Origin of the sequence: Bradyrhizobium yuanmingense (assembly GCF_029167105.1) — a bacterium.
GTDB classification, from domain to species: domain Bacteria; phylum Pseudomonadota; class Alphaproteobacteria; order Rhizobiales; family Xanthobacteraceae; genus Bradyrhizobium; species Bradyrhizobium yuanmingense_A.
The window spans coordinates 20,523-34,292 of record NZ_JARFML010000008.1 but is presented as its reverse complement, the minus strand read 5'-3'; the positions used below and the strand labels follow the sequence as shown (position 1 = coordinate 34,292).

The window sequence follows — 13,770 nt, the reverse complement described above, 5'->3', positions numbered from 1 at the left end:
GCAATGTATGGTAAAGCGGCGTCTGCGACAGAAGGAGGCAACCTATGGCTGATGACAGCAAGGCAAACCCGCAAGGCTTCGAGAAGCTCGGCTATCTCGGCCTGGGCCTCATGGGAACGCCGATGACCCGACGCCTGCTGAAGGCCGGCTATCAGGTCGCCGTCTGGAATCGCTCGGAGGGCAAGATGGCGCCGCTGGTCGAGGCTGGCGCCAAGCGCGTGATCACGCCCCGTGATCTCCTGGCGAGTTCGGACATCGTCTTCATGTGCGTGACGGACGCGGCAGCGGTCGAGGAGGTGATCTTCGGGCCCGAAGGTCTGGCAGCAGCCCTTGGCGCGGGCAAGCTTGTGGTCGACTTCTCGTCGATCCATCCAGACGCAGCGCGCGACCTTGCAACGCGATTGAAGGACGCGAACGGGGCGGGCTGGATCGATGCGCCGGTGTCGGGGGGCACGAAGGGCGCCGAAGAAGGCACGCTCGCCATCATGGCGGGTGGAGAAGCTGGCGACATCGAGAGGGTGCGGCCCTATGTGCTCGCCATGGCGCGCAGGTTCACGCACATGGGCCCGATCGGCGCCGGCCAGACCACAAAGCTGTGCAACCAGGTGATCGTCGGATGCGCGATGGCCGTGCTTGCGGAAGCAACGCGCCTTGCCGTGAACGCCGGAATTGACGCCGACCGACTGCCCGAAGCGCTCGCCGGCGGATTTGCGGATTCCATCCCGCTCCAGCTGTTCGTGCCGCGAATGGTCAAGGGCATTCACAGCCCGCCCCTCGGCCACATCGCCACGATGCTCAAGGACCTCGATACGGTCGCCGATGTTGCACAGGCAACCTCGACGCCGGTGCCGATGGCCGCGCTTGCCGGACAGCTTTTCAGGCTGGCGAAGGCCGCGCGAGGTGCGGACGCGGACGCGTTGGAAATCTACAAGCTTTCGGCGGCAGAGCGCAAAGCTCTCTAAGGGGCGCGTTACCGCCCGCTCTTGCGCCCATCGTCGGCCATGAAGCGACCGAACGCCCCTCGCGCAAAGAGCAGCGGCTCCTTCGCATTGTAGGTATATGCCTCGACGGCGCCGAGAAAGATCACGTGGTCACCGCCATAATAGCGATTCACGGAGCGGCATTGAAAGTTGGCGACGCTTTCGGCGAGCACTGGCGCGTTGCCGAGGCCAGGGGTCCAGTCGACGCCGGTGAACTTTTCGTCCGACGATTTTGCGAATTTGTTCGCAAGCGCCTGTTGCGAAGCGCCGAGAACATTGACGCTGAAATGGCTGGCGTTCTGGAAGACGGTCAAACTCGAGGAATAGACGACGAGGCTCCACAAAACCAGCGGGGGATTCAGCGAGACCGAGGCGAAGGAATTGCATGTCAGCCCGTACGGCCTGCCGTCGGGCGCCGCCGCCGTGATGATCGTCACGCCCGTTGCATAGGTTCCGAGCGCGTTGCGAAAGTCGCGAGGATCGATCTGCGAGCTGTCGCTCGCTAACTCGTTGGCGGGATCGGGAGCGCGAGGCTGCTTCGGCAGGTCATTCATCGGCCGACCTCACAGCGTGAGATTCTCGGAAGGCAGGCCGAGGGCCACCCGTCCGTAATTGGTCCCGGCCGCATCGAAGTTGAACGCGAGATGTGAGTTGATCGCGTGCGCATCGCGGAACTGCCGCTGCAGCACGCCGCTCGTGAACAGACCGCGCGCGCCGCTCGCGGCAAACAGCATCGAGACCGCGTCCGTGCACAAGTTCACGGAAAAGGATCCGTCGCGGCGATATCTGGTTTTGGTCGCCATGTCAGGAATACGGCCGCGCCGTGCGTCCTCCATGGCATCGAGACAGGCCGATCGCATGATCAGGCGCGCAGCGTCGATCTTGGCCGAGGCCTCGGCGATCTTGATCTGCGTGCTTTGGAAATCGCTCAGCTTGGCACGGTTGTAAGTCGAAATGCGATGACGTGCGACCTCCGTGTAATCGTCCAGGCACGCCTGCGCATTCCCCAACGCGACACCGGAGAGGACGTAAGGAAATAGTGAGAAGACAGGCAGCATGTACAGAGGATTCGGATTGACCGTGCTTCCCGGCGTCGGGCCACCCGAGAGGTCCCCTACGGCAACCGTCATGTGGTCAGCCACGAAGGCATCCCTGACCTCGACGTCGCAAGATCCTGTCCCCCGCAGCCCGGCGACGTTCCAGGTGTCCAGCACCTTGTAATCGGCGCTCGGCAGCAAAAAGATCCGATACTCAATGCCGTCGGCTTCGTCGTCGGAATAGACCACGCTCGCAAGCATGTTCCATTCGCAGGAGGCAACGCCCGAGGAGAATGGCCAGCTGCCATGCAAATGGTATCCGCCCTTGACCCGTGTTGCGCGTCCAGCGGGAAAAATGAACGAGGACGCGATCAAAGCATCCGGATTGCGGCCCCAGACCAGATCCTGCGCGCGTCGCTCGAACATGCCGAGCATCCAATGATGGCTCGCCAGATTGGCGAGATTCCAGGCGACCGACGCATCCGCCTGCCCGAGCAGTTCAGCGCAATCGACCAGAGCGACATAGTCGAGCTCAGCGCCACCAATACGGGCCGGCTGGAGCATCCGGAACAGGCCGGCGTCGTGGAGATCCTTTTCGGTTTCCGTCGGAAGATGCCGCAGTTCCTCCGTCCGCGCCGCCCGCTCGCGGAGTCGCGGCAGAAGCGCCCGGGCCTCCGCGATCATTGACGCATAGACCTCCCCGCCGGCTTGCAGGCCTGCGGGCTCGGTCATGCTCGGCTCCTGGCCAGGCGCCATTCGTGTCCCTCGCTTTCACACATTTATGCGGCGGGACCTTCGTCAAATCAAGCCGAGCCGTTGCTCAAGTCGACCTCGGAGGCTTGATCGACCCAAAGGCGCCCTTCTCGCCAAAATCCGCGATCCGACGTTCGTCGTAGCCGAGCGCATCTTGCAGGATCTGCTTGGTATGCTCGCCCAACAGGGGTGCCGCGACGGGATCGACCGCGCCTGTCAGGCTCATCGTAATCGGCGGCTCGATGTTGGGCACCCACTCGGCTGTCGGATGCGGAATCCGGTTCAAACGATGGCGCTCGCGAGCCTCGGGGGCATTAAAGCCCTCCTCGACGGTCCGAAGATAGCCGACCGGAATATTGGCGAGCTTCATCTTTGCCATCCAGTTTTCGAGCGTATCGCTGGCGAACACTTCGGCAATGGCTGCCCGCAGGAGCTCCTTGTTCTCCGAACGGGCTTTGCGCGTCGCAAACTGCGGATCGGTGATGAGATCGGGCCGATTCAGCACCTCGACCACAAGCCGGCGGTAGAGCCGGTCGTTGGCGCAGGCCATGTAGAGCGGCCCATCTGAGGCCTCGTAGACGCCGACGGTGGGAGACCCGCTCGGCGAATTGCCGAACCGGCCGGGGTTTTCGCCGTTGATGAGATAGGCCATGCCGTAGAAACCGGTCATTCCCATCGCGACGTCGAACAGGGCAACTTCGACATGCTGACCCCGGCCGAGCCGCTCCCGCGCGAGCAGCGCCAGCAGGATGGCATTGCAGGCCGACATCCCCGTCGCCATGTCGACGATGGGCGGGCCGGTGCGAACCGCCGGGCCGTCGGCAAATCCATTGAGCGACATGAAGCCGCTTTCCGCCTGGGTGATCGGATCGAAGCCTGGCCGGGAAGCAAACGGTCCACTGCGTCCGTAGGCGGAGATCGAGCAATAGACCAGCCGCGGGTTGAGCGGCGCGACCGATTCATAGTCGAGCCCGAACTTCTTCATGACCCCGCTCGAAAAATTCTCCACGACCACGTCTGCCTTGCGGATCAGGTCCAGCGCGATCTCGCGCGCCTCCGGCACGGCAAGATCGAGCGCGATGCCGCGCTTATTGCGGTTCAGGCTGAGAAAGGCGGCGCTCTCGCCTCCAATCTCCGCGTGCTCATAGGCGCGCGTGTCGTCGCCGCCATCGGGATTCTCGATCTTCATGACGTGCGCACCGTAGTCGGCGAGCGTCTGGGTGCAGGCCGGGCCAGCGACGACGCGCGTGAAGTCGACGACCAATAGACCATCGAGCGCGGCAGGGCCCCCCGTCCCTCGCGAGACACGTACCGGCAATTCAGGCTTGGTGGGCATCGATCGCGCTCTCCCTTACATCGGCTTATTGCCGCCGAATTTCCTGCAAGGGCAGACTTAAAGCCCGCCGCCGTCGACTTCGCAAGTCCCACGCCGGAATCGCTTCAAAACGCAAAAAGGACCCGGCAGCCCTCAGGCTGCCGGGTCCTCGAACATTCCAGGGACGCCCTCGCCATTCGACCGACAGACGCCGCGTTCCGTGCGGCGGCAAACCTGCTCAGTGCAGCCACTTCCGCCAATAGAGCGTATGCACCCAGGCCCAAGGGGTCTCGGGCTCGAACAGCCGATAGCCCGCCTGAATGAAGTTGTTCGCTGATACCGGGTTGTCCGTCGTATCGGAGACAATGCTGTCCCATCCGATACGCCGCGCCCTCGCCTCCACCGCACGCATCAATCTGCGCTGAAGGCCGCGCCCCCAATGCCGTTGCAACACGCCAACTCTGGAGAAATAGCCGCCATTTCGAACGTGGGTCGAGGGCACAACCCCAGCAAAGGCGACTGCTTCCTCGTCGTGATAAGCCAGCCACCAGGCGCCAAGGTCGAACGTGGGCATCGCCGCGGCATCGAAGAACGTCTGTCGATGCAGATCAGCGAGGGTCTCGGCAACGTCGTCATCGGACGCATCGACGATACGGATTCTGTACATGAAGTGGCTCTTTGCGTCGGAAGAGCTTGATCGGGCGCCGGTGACCTCGCCGCCGCCGCGAAGGCTCACTTGCCCAGTACGACCTTGACGCCGAGCCAAACCGCTCCCATCAACCCGGTGGCAATGACGGTGATCACTGCCTTAAAGGTATAGCTCTGGGCCTGCTCCACGCTCTTTCGCCACCTCCGCAGGTGCTGGAAATCGGCTCGCAGCTCCTTTCGATCGTCATCTTCGATGCCAAAAGAAGCCAGCACCGAGGCGACCGCCTTCAACATGATCGCATCGATGCTCTCCTGCTGGAGCCTGTGCTGCTCGGCCAGCGTCTCGGCCACAATGGCCTTGATCTCGTCGTCCGGAATCTTCATCGCTTGATGATCCTTGCGACATTCTCGAAGCCGCGCTTGGCGAAATAGAATGAGACCACAAGATTGGCGGTAACCGCTGCAAATCCCGCCAGGGCGTCCGTCGAGCCCAATCCGAGAACCTTGTCCCAGACCAGAAGCTTTGCGAAATAGAGCGCGACGCAATAGCCCATCAGCTTGTCGGGCTCGTACCAATGCCCGATCTCAGCTCTCGCTGCCGACCCACTGCACGATCCAGATCGTGAAGGCATCTGCAGCAGCGCCGGCGCCGCCGATGTCGATGAAGGCGCGCAGCGGCAGCAGCGGATCCGCGGCAACCTTTGCAATCCGCCCCTGCGCGCGCGCTTCGGAAAGCAGCGATGCGAAATAGGCGCCCTCGAAGGCGCGCGCATAGTCTCCCTCCCAGATGTGGTCGTAACGCTCCGGATAGAGCTTCCGGTCGAGCACCCGCTCCTCCTCGAGCACATCCGGAAACCAGGGATTGTCGCGCCAATTCGCCTTCACCACCATTGCGCCATCCGGCTGTCGCCCGCGCAGAAAATCGTCGATCGCATCGCTCTTGCGACGCGGATTCCAGCTCGCCCATAGTTCGGAGTCCTTGGCGCGGATCGTCGGCCGCAGCAGCGCGAGGCTGCGCGCGCTCAGGGATTGCGCCTCGTCGATCCAGGCGATGCGAAACCCCTCCAATGATTTGATGGAGTCGGCGGTGTGATCCTGCATCCCGCGGAAGATGATCAGCCCGTCCCCGGGCGTCTCGATCTTGTCGCTGAACAACTTGAAGCCATGCCCGAGACCGAGGCTTGCGATCTTGCCCTCGATCAAGCGCTTCGACGATTGCGCCAGCGTGCGCTGCGCCTCGCGGATGCAGACCGCGAGCGTGCCGCGCTCGGCCTGGCAGGTCTCGACCAGGAGCTCGCCGAAGAAATGCGACTTGCCCGAGCCGCGTCCGCCATAAACGCCCTTGTAGCGCGCAGGTTTCAGCAGCGGCTCGAAGATTTTGGCCGTCGGGATTTTCAGGATGGACATCAGATGCCCTCGTTCGCCAAGACATCAGCCAAAACGCCCATCAAACAAGACGCTTATCAAACGAAAAACCCGCGCCGGATTGCATCCGCGCGGGCAACACCAACTTCTGTCGATGATGCCATTCTGCCAGTGTTTTGCCCGACGGGTCAACGCTCAATCGCGGCGCGATTGCAGATCGGAAGCTCCGCCATCTCGAGCGTCGTGACGGCATCGCCGCTGTTCGAGCTTGGCGGATGCACGATGATGCGCTCGATCCGGTGAATCAATTCCAGCACGCCGTCCTGGCCGTTCTCGACCGGCTGTGCGGCCTTGCCCCAGCCGCGATCGAGGATGGCGTTGGCGGCCGAGACGCGTGCCGCGGGCGTTGCATCCTCGCTGCGCATGACGCCGACGAGCACCCGGATGGCGGTTCGGGTGTGGCTGCGTGCGAGCGAGCGGATCTCGGTCAGGCTGCGCGCCCGCGACGTCTTCCCACGCGCGGGCAAGCGGGCCGGCGTGAGCTCGGGCTCACCTTCGATGATGTCCTCGCTCAAACGAACGTCTCCCACAGCACGATGGCGACGAGGCCCGCGAGGGCCAGCGATATCAGATACGCGGTCATCATCTCTCCCTACAAAAGAAATGCGCGGCAGATCGCGCGGCGAGGCGCGATCGTTTCGGGCGCGAACCCTATCTCCGTTGAACCCGGAGGCCGCAGCGGCGCGAGCAGAACGCCCGGCGCCGCGGGCCGGCACGTTCGCGCGTGCACGGCCAGCAATGGTTCGGACGACGGCGCGCCGATCGGCGCTCTCTCAACGCGTTATCAAGCGAGTGCGTGGCCGCGATGCGCCGCCGCCGTCCGATTCCGAAATCGAGAACGAAAAAACCCGCGGCGGATTGTTCCGCGCGGGTGAACCAAGCTCGTCTCGATGATGTCATTATGCCGGTGTTTTGCCCGACGTGTCAAAACCTTCCGCTGAATTGGAAAAGCCCGCTGCGGATGCTTCCGCGCGGGCCAACTCAAACTCGTTTCGATGATGCCATTCTGCCAGTGTTTTGCCCGACGTGTCAAACGAACGAATTCGCACAAGCCGCGTTGGACAATCAGGAGCGACCGGCCATGACCAACGAGACGCGCGCACCCGGCACATTGCAAGACGTCACGTCGCGAGATCGTCCGCCCTCAAAGCCGCGCATCGACAAGGAACACTCCACGCAGATCGTCGAAGACGCCGGCGCGACGGCGGATGACGGCCGCGATCTGGCGCATGGCGAGGGCGGCAGCATCGATCTGCCCACACAACCCGGCGATTTGGCGAAGGACGATTAGGCCGCTGCACAAGCGGCGCGCATCTCGATGATGCCATTTACGAAGGTGACTTGCCCGACGCGTCAATCGACAGCGCGCAAAAACCGCAAAACCCCTGCTCCCAGCTCGATATGTGGTGCGCAAGGGGCTTGCTTCAAGCCCCCGGTGTTCGCGTAAGACCCTCGACCCGAACAACAGGTCAAGGGGGTCACGCCATGCCTTTCCCGATTCCGACGTCCCGGTCGCGCAGCCGACCCAGCGCGGAACGCGCACCAGCCGGCCATACGGTCATCATCGTCGGTGCCGGCCCGACCGGCCTGATGCTGGCCGCCGAGCTCGCGCTCGCGCATGTCGACGTCGCCTTGGTCGAGCGGCGCGCGAGCCAGGACATCGTCGAGACGCGCGCCGGCGGACTGCACGCGCGCAGCATCGAGATCCTCGATCAGCGCGGCGTCGCCGAGCGCTTCCTGCGCGAAGGGCAGATCACCCAGCTCGCCGGCTTCGCCTGGACCAGGCTCGACATCGGCGATCTCCCCACCCGACATCCTTACGGCCTCGCGCTGCGGCAGAACCAGATCGAGCGCCTGCTGGCCGAATGGGTCGCCGAGCTCGCGGTGCCGATCTATCGAAACCGCGAGGTGACGGGCTTTGCCGAAGACGAGTCCGGCCTCGACGTCATGCTGTCCGGCGGCGAGCGGTTGCGCGCGCTTTATCTCGTCGGTTGCGACGGCGGCCGCAGCCTGGTGCGCAAGCGCGCCGGCATCGACTTCCCCGGCTTCGAACCCACGCTCAGCAACCTCATGGCCGAGGTCGAGATGCGCGAGTCGCCGGCATTCGGCCTCCGTCACGACGCGCTCGGCTTTCACGGCCTCAGCAAGACCGAGAGCGGGCGCGTGCTGGTCGTGCTGACGGAGGCAAGGCTCGCGCAAGATGGCGAGCCCTCTTTAAGCGATCTCAGCGAGGCCCTCGTCGGCGTCTACGGCACCGATTTCGGCGTGCACAACCCCGCCTGGATCTCCCGCTTCACCGACGCGGCGCGGCAGGCCGCCTCCTATCGCAAAGGCCGCGTGCTGCTCGCCGGCGATGCCGCGCACATTCACCATTCCGTCGGCGGCCAGGGCCTCAACCTCGGTGTGCAGGACGCGGTCAATCTCGGCTGGAAGCTGGCGCAGGTGGTCCATCGCATCTCGCCCGAGAGCCTGCTCGACAGCTATCACGCCGAGCGCCATCCCGTGGCCGCGCGCGTGCTGAAGAACACCATGGCGCAGATCGCCCTGCTCCGCCGCGGCGACGACGGCCGCAAGGCCGCCCGCGAGGTGATCGCCGAGCTGCTCGCCATGGACGAGCCGCGGCAACGCTTCGGCGCGATGATGAGCGGGCTCGACATCGCCTACGATCTCGGCGAAGGCCACGCGCTGCTCGGCCGCCGCATGCCCGATCTCGATCTCGTGGTCGACGGCCGACCGCTGCGCTTGTTCACGCTGCTGCACGGCGCGCGCGGCGTGCTGCTCAATTTCGGCAAGCCGGGCGGCATCGACATCACGCCCTGGGCGGATCGCCTGGAGTTCGTCGATGCCGATTACGACGGCCCGTGGCTGCTTCCGGTGATCGGCGCGGTCGCCGCGCCGAGCGCCGTGCTGTTGCGGCCCGATGGCCATGTGGCCTGGGTGGGCGACGAGAGCCAGCACGGACTTGCGGAGGCGCTGACGCGGTGGTTCGGGCCGGGTGGTGCGTAACGCACGAACGTCTCTGCGCCGCCAAAACAAACAAGCCCGCGGCAGATCCGCGAGCTTGTTCCGAATTTTTCGATGATGCTATTCTGCCAGTGTTTTGCCCGACGTGTCAAATGACGGCTCTCGCTTCACCACAGATGTCATTCGGACCGAAGCAAAGGTCGTATCCAGCGCGAGAACCATTCCTCACTATCGGTCTGCGGATTGACGGGGCCATCCACTCCAAAGATGGGTGGAGGAATGAGGTAGCTCGGCTCGTCTGCAAACACGCCGATCGGCTTGCTCGGTTGCGGCTGCTGGCCGCCAGCGGTCGGGACGGTCCAACTGCCAAACCGCCCATCGAATTCGGTGAATGGTAGATGCGGGACGGGCGCGCTGCCCGTCGTGAACACGTTGCCCGCATTCGTCTCATTCACACGGGCGAGACGCCGGACATCTTCGGGCGCGACTGATCCTGCGGCAGATGTGGGCGCGACTGGGGGATCATTCGCGGGCACGGTGCCAGCCGGGGTGGTGGTCCATTCCCCGAAGCGATCTGCAAAAGTGCCAGCGGGCGCCTCCGGATCAAACGAGGAAGCTCCGCCAAGCTGCTGCCTGAGGTTCAACGGCGCCAAGACGCCCCTGGCGCCGGCCGTGTTGTCAGCGTTGAGTCCATTGTTCGACGTGTTGTACACAGGCGATCCTGTCGAGAACACTCCTCCGCCAGGAGCGGCAGCCCCCATCGTCGCGCCGGAACGACTTTCCTCCGCGTTGGCAGCGCGCGTAAACGCCAAAATGCCTCCAATGCCAAGCAGCCAGGGAAGGATAGAGGGAGCTAGGGCGGCGGTGGCGGTCCCTCCAGCCGTCAAAGCAAGTGCATTGATTGCATTACGCACGGCAGGCGTGCCGCCTGCCAACGGATTGTCGTAATATTGATACGTCACTCCTGAGTGCGGATCGGATTGGAGCACCAGCGGATCTGCCGGAGCGGCCGTTGTCGGAGGCAACTGACCGAACCGTTTTTCATCGGGGCCCGGTGCCGGAAAGGGTGGAAGCGCGCCTGTGAAACGTGGATCACTTCGCGTGAACCCTTCCGACTTGTTCAGCCACTGGAGGGAAGGAGGAACGAGAGGTGGAGGCGAAGGAAGGTCAGCCGGGTTGGCTGAGGTCGTCGGTGGGATCTGAAAAACATCGTCGACAGGTGCAAATCGGGAGTACGGCGTTCCGCGCAGATGTTTATTCTCCGACGTGATATTGACGTTTGGATTCCGCTCAATTGCCTCGCTGAGCAACTTCTCTCTTTGAGCATCGCCTAATATTGCAGACCAAAGCTGTAGATGGTCTTGTCCGGCCTGCAAATTCCTCCGTTCACTCTCCCGAAGATCTTGATGCAGGTCGGCATAGCGCTCAACATACAACTCGTTTTCCTTGATGACTTTATTGATACCCTGCTTAACCTCTTCCAGAGTTTTGCCGATGGGCAAGTTTGTGTAGAGATCACCGTTGGCGAAGCCAATGCGCATTGCATCCATGAGTGTTCTTATCTTCACCGCACGAATTTCCCTCTTGGGCTCATTGGCGATTCGATCGAGGACGCATTCGATGGCGTCGTAATAAAGCGGCGTATGCCCACCCGGATGGGGCGATATGTTCATACCGGCGGCGAGCTGATAATCCACCGGCAGATAGATCCCATTCGCGGGGGAGTAAACTCCCAGTGTTTTCTGATCGACTCCATCAAACGCAGGATGATCGTTGAACCTTTGCGAGATCATGTGGTGATAGGCTAAAATCGACATGCTGCCCCGATGCGGATTGCTTGTGTGATTTGCGCTTGATCGGATTGCTCGAAGCCTGATCAAGTCTCAGATGCGGTTCAGCCACCGCATGCGACGCACGGGCGCCGGCTGCGCTCGCAGCTTCGGCGCCGTTAGGAGGCTGAATGAAATGCTTGTGAGGGTCTCGGCGACCTTCGCCGCCGTTTGGCCGCGCTTGGACGGCATCGAGCGCGGATCGGCACAGGCCGACCAGCGTCTAGAGCAACGCAGCGCCATCGAGGACGAACGACGGCGGATTGCTAAATCTCAGTCGGAGGTTGCGTTTGACTTATACGTCGCGGGTGCCTTCTTCCTCGAAAGGCATCCTGGCTCGGTAAGCGACGATCTGCAGAGAGCGCTCCTAAGATCTTCGGCGCGGGATCAGCGGGAGATCGGAGGCGTCTTCGAACAACATGCCCCTGAGGCCCGCCGACCTCCAGGCATCCTTCAGAGCTTGATCACATATGAAACATCGTAAGGTGTACGCCATTCGGAATATGTGCGCATTGCCAACCAGTTCGTCCTTGAAAACGAGTTCGACATCATCGCAAAGATCGTAGACTTTCTGACCAAACTTTACAGAGCCTGGATCGTCGCGAATCCCGATGCTCAACCGCGATCGCTCCTCATCCAATGCGTCGAGAGAACGGCGCACCTCGCAGAACCAGTAGCGAGGTCCGTCCCAGACCCTGCCTGGAACCTGGACCTCGCAAGCAAGAAAGGAAAACGCCTCGGGATCTATGGCCTCGAACACGGTCTTGGCCCGATCAGAGATGAGCCAGAACCAATACCAGGGCTCACAATCCCAAGGCCGACGCCGTTGCGGATTGAATGTGGCTCGTGGCGTCGACCTTACGAAATCGGACAAGTGCCTGGGCTTGAGCAGAGAGGGACCGTCCTCCTCAGTGATCTCGAGACCACTCGGGTTGCCTTTTCGATAGAGCGTCATTCTGTAGAATCTGCGTTTCCGCGCCGAGAAACGTTTGTCCTGGTTTGCCCGTTCGTGGCTCATCTGAATGGCCCTTTATTCGGGGTTTGGGCGGATATAGATCTCGGCTCTGTCTTCCGAACAATAGCGTGGCGTGTTGCCACACGAGGTCCAGACCCTTTCCACGTGGACCAGCAGCACGCCTCCGGAAGCGAGGCCATATAGAACCCAAAAATAAAGCCCGCATTATCGCTGCGGGCCTTATTAGACTTCATCTTCATTATGCCATTCTGCCAGTGTTTTGCCCGACGTGTCAAAGCCATTGGGACGGTGCAACTGCTCTTCGACAGAAACTCAGGAGACTAGTGCTCGAACTCATCCGTACAATAAAACACGGGCAGACCTCCAAACACGTCGGAGTTCTTGTAGCGAACCGCAATCCGTTCGCTCGCACTTGCTCCGATCGTATCGCCGTCCTTCACCACGTTTCCGTTTTCGATCAGATACACCGAAAGCCCTGCAACTTTGTCGAACAAAGCCGGAAGCGTGAGCTTACCGGTCACGAATTCGATCTCACGGCCGACAAAGGCGGACAATCCCATCGTGATCGCTCCGATCTTTGCACCTGACCGGAACGGAAGAATGTCAACCCATAGCCTGAAGGGATAGTCCGGATACGGTGCGAGCGACCAGCGAGACGCATCGAGCCATAGATCGGCCGGCAACGCCACCCGACCCGCCCACACCACGCCGCAACATTCCGGCACGGTGGCGATCAACGCACCGATCACGGCTGTCGTAAGACGGGCGGCGACGAGCGGCCGCTCACCATTTCCAAGCATAGAGACGATGATGTGACCTTGATGGTCCGATGCTACAGCCTCGCTTTCCGGCCAAGTTCGCGCAGCGCGCGCCCATAGCCCCGGGTCCTGCGGAATAGGTGCCGGCATCGGCATGACCGCAACAAACTCGTTGCCGCAGCGGATGAGCGGCGAATTCCCTCGAGCTGTTTGCGGCTCTTCATCGTCCGCCGTCTCTGTTGCCAACTCCGGATGTCGGACGTGGAGGGCCTTGGCGACGGCTGACATGTCAGGCGTCACCGGTCTGCTCAACAGAACCAAAGAGAGAAGCGAGCTACTCATCAACGACCCCGCAAAAATTCCAGTGTGGGTCAAACTTCGGCTGTTCGCCCAGAGGTTGAAACAGAAACTTCATTAGAACAAATAGGGAACAATGTCAATCGGCGTTTTCGCTCACGCCGGATGAGCGCAACATGGCTATGCCCGAACTGTGGACCGGCGGCCAATCGGCAGTGACGCCGCACTGCAAGGACGGCGTCGGCAATAGCTCTGGCCCGAGAAATGGGTACGCTCAACATGACAACGAACACCGCGCGGTAGTTGCCAGAGTCGCCGCGACATTCGCCATAAAGCCGCCCGCCCACTCCCAGGAACAACCGGCACCCTCCGCGTTGCACCCGCCATGCACGGATCAACCGACGATCCCCTGTTGGCGCGCGCCGACGACGTCCTCCGCGAAGCCGAACAGCTTCGCCTCGCCCTGATACGTGAGCGTGCGATCTGTGCCGACGCCACCCAAACCCGCACGCTGCAAGCCGGCCTCTCGCCAGCGATCGCGATCGCGCTGACGGTCACCGCTCCTCGTTCGGCGTAGTGTCAGGGGCGCTTGGGAAAGGCTCGTGCGTCTTGCGTCCCAGAAACGCATCGGGTAGCGGCTGCTTCAACAGCTCGCGGCATTCCCGGATGATCTGACGCATGTATTCAGCCTGGTCGTGGTCGACAGCAACGGCCGAAACACCGGCATGGTGCGGCACCCTTCGCCTTGCAGGGCGGGAGCGCGCTCGGTCCCTCAGCCGCCGACGCCT

The 13,770-nt window shown here is 62.3% G+C and carries 14 protein-coding genes and 1 pseudogene; 4 read left to right on the top strand and 11 right to left on the bottom strand.

The window, feature by feature from the left end; translation table 11 throughout:
* Nucleotides 1–44 precede the first annotated feature (44 nt).
* Entirely contained in the window at nucleotides 45–962 is a 918-nt protein-coding gene (locus tag P0R31_RS12390) for an NAD(P)-dependent oxidoreductase (RefSeq protein ID WP_275514307.1), read from the top strand.
* Between the two features lie 8 nt (nucleotides 963–970).
* On the opposite strand, the gene P0R31_RS12385 is transcribed toward P0R31_RS12390, so the two are convergent.
* The 8 genes and pseudogenes from P0R31_RS12385 to P0R31_RS12350 all read right to left on the bottom strand — a co-directional run bounded on the left by P0R31_RS12385 (nucleotide 971) and on the right by P0R31_RS12350 (nucleotide 6,673).
* A complete protein-coding gene (locus tag P0R31_RS12385) occupies nucleotides 971–1,534 on the bottom strand; it encodes a flavin reductase family protein (RefSeq protein ID WP_275514306.1) in 564 nt (187 codons plus the stop codon).
* Between the two features lie 9 nt (nucleotides 1,535–1,543).
* Nucleotides 1,544–2,773 carry an acyl-CoA dehydrogenase family protein gene (locus P0R31_RS12380; protein WP_430516827.1) on the bottom strand — a complete coding sequence of 410 codons (1,230 nt, stop codon included), beginning with the start codon at nucleotides 2,771–2,773 and terminating at the stop codon, nucleotides 1,544–1,546.
* A 64-nt stretch (nucleotides 2,774–2,837) separates the two neighbouring features.
* Nucleotides 2,838–4,106: a CaiB/BaiF CoA transferase family protein gene (locus tag P0R31_RS12375; RefSeq protein ID WP_275514304.1), complete on the bottom strand. Its 1,269-nt coding sequence runs from the start codon at nucleotides 4,104–4,106 to the stop codon at nucleotides 2,838–2,840.
* Between the two features lie 217 nt (nucleotides 4,107–4,323).
* Nucleotides 4,324–4,752, bottom strand: a complete 429-nt coding sequence (locus tag P0R31_RS12370; RefSeq protein ID WP_275514303.1) for a GNAT family N-acetyltransferase — start codon at nucleotides 4,750–4,752, stop codon at nucleotides 4,324–4,326.
* Nucleotides 4,753–4,817: 65 nt separating this feature from the next.
* Complete coding sequence (locus tag P0R31_RS12365) at nucleotides 4,818–5,117, bottom strand: hypothetical protein (RefSeq protein WP_275514302.1); 300 nt, start codon at nucleotides 5,115–5,117, stop codon at nucleotides 4,818–4,820.
* Nucleotides 5,114–5,323 (bottom strand): annotated as a pseudogene (locus tag P0R31_RS12360) (hypothetical protein); the annotation flags it as partial. The gene P0R31_RS12365 and the pseudogene P0R31_RS12360, both read right to left, overlap by 4 nt.
* Complete coding sequence (locus P0R31_RS12355; protein WP_275514301.1) at nucleotides 5,319–6,140, bottom strand: PBSX family phage terminase large subunit; 822 nt, start codon at nucleotides 6,138–6,140, stop codon at nucleotides 5,319–5,321. The pseudogene P0R31_RS12360 and the gene P0R31_RS12355, both read right to left, overlap by 5 nt.
* A 146-nt stretch (nucleotides 6,141–6,286) precedes the next feature.
* The gene (locus P0R31_RS12350) at nucleotides 6,287–6,673 is read right to left on the bottom strand and encodes a hypothetical protein (protein ID WP_430516826.1); all 387 of its coding nucleotides are present in this window, start codon (nucleotides 6,671–6,673) and stop codon (nucleotides 6,287–6,289) included.
* A 281-nt stretch (nucleotides 6,674–6,954) separates the two neighbouring features.
* On the opposite strand from P0R31_RS12350, the gene P0R31_RS12345 reads away from it, so the two are divergent.
* Both P0R31_RS12345 and P0R31_RS12340 read left to right on the top strand, forming a co-directional pair.
* On the top strand, nucleotides 6,955–7,449 hold the full coding sequence (locus P0R31_RS12345; RefSeq protein ID WP_275514300.1) for a hypothetical protein: 495 nt from the start codon (nucleotides 6,955–6,957) through the stop codon (nucleotides 7,447–7,449).
* 194 nt (nucleotides 7,450–7,643) lie between these two features.
* Complete coding sequence (locus P0R31_RS12340; protein ID WP_275514299.1) at nucleotides 7,644–9,164, top strand: FAD-dependent monooxygenase; 1,521 nt, start codon at nucleotides 7,644–7,646, stop codon at nucleotides 9,162–9,164.
* Between the two features lie 137 nt (nucleotides 9,165–9,301).
* On the opposite strand, the gene P0R31_RS12335 is transcribed toward P0R31_RS12340, so the two are convergent.
* The 3 genes from P0R31_RS12335 to P0R31_RS12330 all read right to left on the bottom strand — a co-directional run bounded on the left by P0R31_RS12335 (nucleotide 9,302) and on the right by P0R31_RS12330 (nucleotide 12,973).
* On the bottom strand, nucleotides 9,302–11,002 hold the full coding sequence (locus P0R31_RS12335; RefSeq protein WP_275514298.1) for an AHH domain-containing protein: 1,701 nt from the start codon (nucleotides 11,000–11,002) through the stop codon (nucleotides 9,302–9,304).
* 316 nt (nucleotides 11,003–11,318) lie between these two features.
* On the bottom strand, nucleotides 11,319–11,906 hold the full coding sequence (locus tag P0R31_RS41060) for an imm11 family protein (protein WP_430516825.1): 588 nt from the start codon (nucleotides 11,904–11,906) through the stop codon (nucleotides 11,319–11,321).
* A gap of 341 nt (nucleotides 11,907–12,247) precedes the next feature.
* Entirely contained in the window at nucleotides 12,248–12,973 is a 726-nt protein-coding gene (locus P0R31_RS12330) for a DUF4261 domain-containing protein (protein ID WP_275514297.1), read from the bottom strand.
* A 421-nt stretch (nucleotides 12,974–13,394) separates the two neighbouring features.
* Here P0R31_RS12330 and P0R31_RS12325 point away from each other — a divergent pair, with 421 nt between their 5' ends.
* The gene (locus P0R31_RS12325) at nucleotides 13,395–13,559 is read left to right on the top strand and encodes a hypothetical protein (protein ID WP_275514296.1); all 165 of its coding nucleotides are present in this window, start codon (nucleotides 13,395–13,397) and stop codon (nucleotides 13,557–13,559) included.
* Nucleotides 13,560–13,770: the final 211 nt, after the last annotated feature.

Bases quoted from the DNA above. Each gene is read 5' to 3' on its own strand.
- P0R31_RS12390 (WP_275514307.1), top strand. From the start codon at position 45: ATGGCTGATGACAGCAAGGCAAACCCGCAAGGCTTCGAGAAGCTCGGC.
- P0R31_RS12385 (WP_275514306.1), bottom strand. From the start codon at position 1,534: ATGAATGACCTGCCGAAGCAGCCTCGCGCTCCCGATCCCGCCAACGAG.
- P0R31_RS12380 (WP_430516827.1), bottom strand. From the start codon at position 2,773: ATGGCGCCTGGCCAGGAGCCGAGCATGACCGAGCCCGCAGGCCTGCAA.
- P0R31_RS12375 (WP_275514304.1), bottom strand. From the start codon at position 4,106: ATGCCCACCAAGCCTGAATTGCCGGTACGTGTCTCGCGAGGGACGGGG.
- P0R31_RS12370 (WP_275514303.1), bottom strand. From the start codon at position 4,752: ATGTACAGAATCCGTATCGTCGATGCGTCCGATGACGACGTTGCCGAG.
- P0R31_RS12365 (WP_275514302.1), bottom strand. From the start codon at position 5,117: ATGAAGATTCCGGACGACGAGATCAAGGCCATTGTGGCCGAGACGCTG.
- P0R31_RS12355 (WP_275514301.1), bottom strand. From the start codon at position 6,140: ATGTCCATCCTGAAAATCCCGACGGCCAAAATCTTCGAGCCGCTGCTG.
- P0R31_RS12340 (WP_275514299.1), top strand. From the start codon at position 7,644: ATGCCTTTCCCGATTCCGACGTCCCGGTCGCGCAGCCGACCCAGCGCG.
- P0R31_RS41060 (WP_430516825.1), bottom strand. From the start codon at position 11,906: ATGACGCTCTATCGAAAAGGCAACCCGAGTGGTCTCGAGATCACTGAG.
- P0R31_RS12330 (WP_275514297.1), bottom strand. From the start codon at position 12,973: ATGTCAGCCGTCGCCAAGGCCCTCCACGTCCGACATCCGGAGTTGGCA.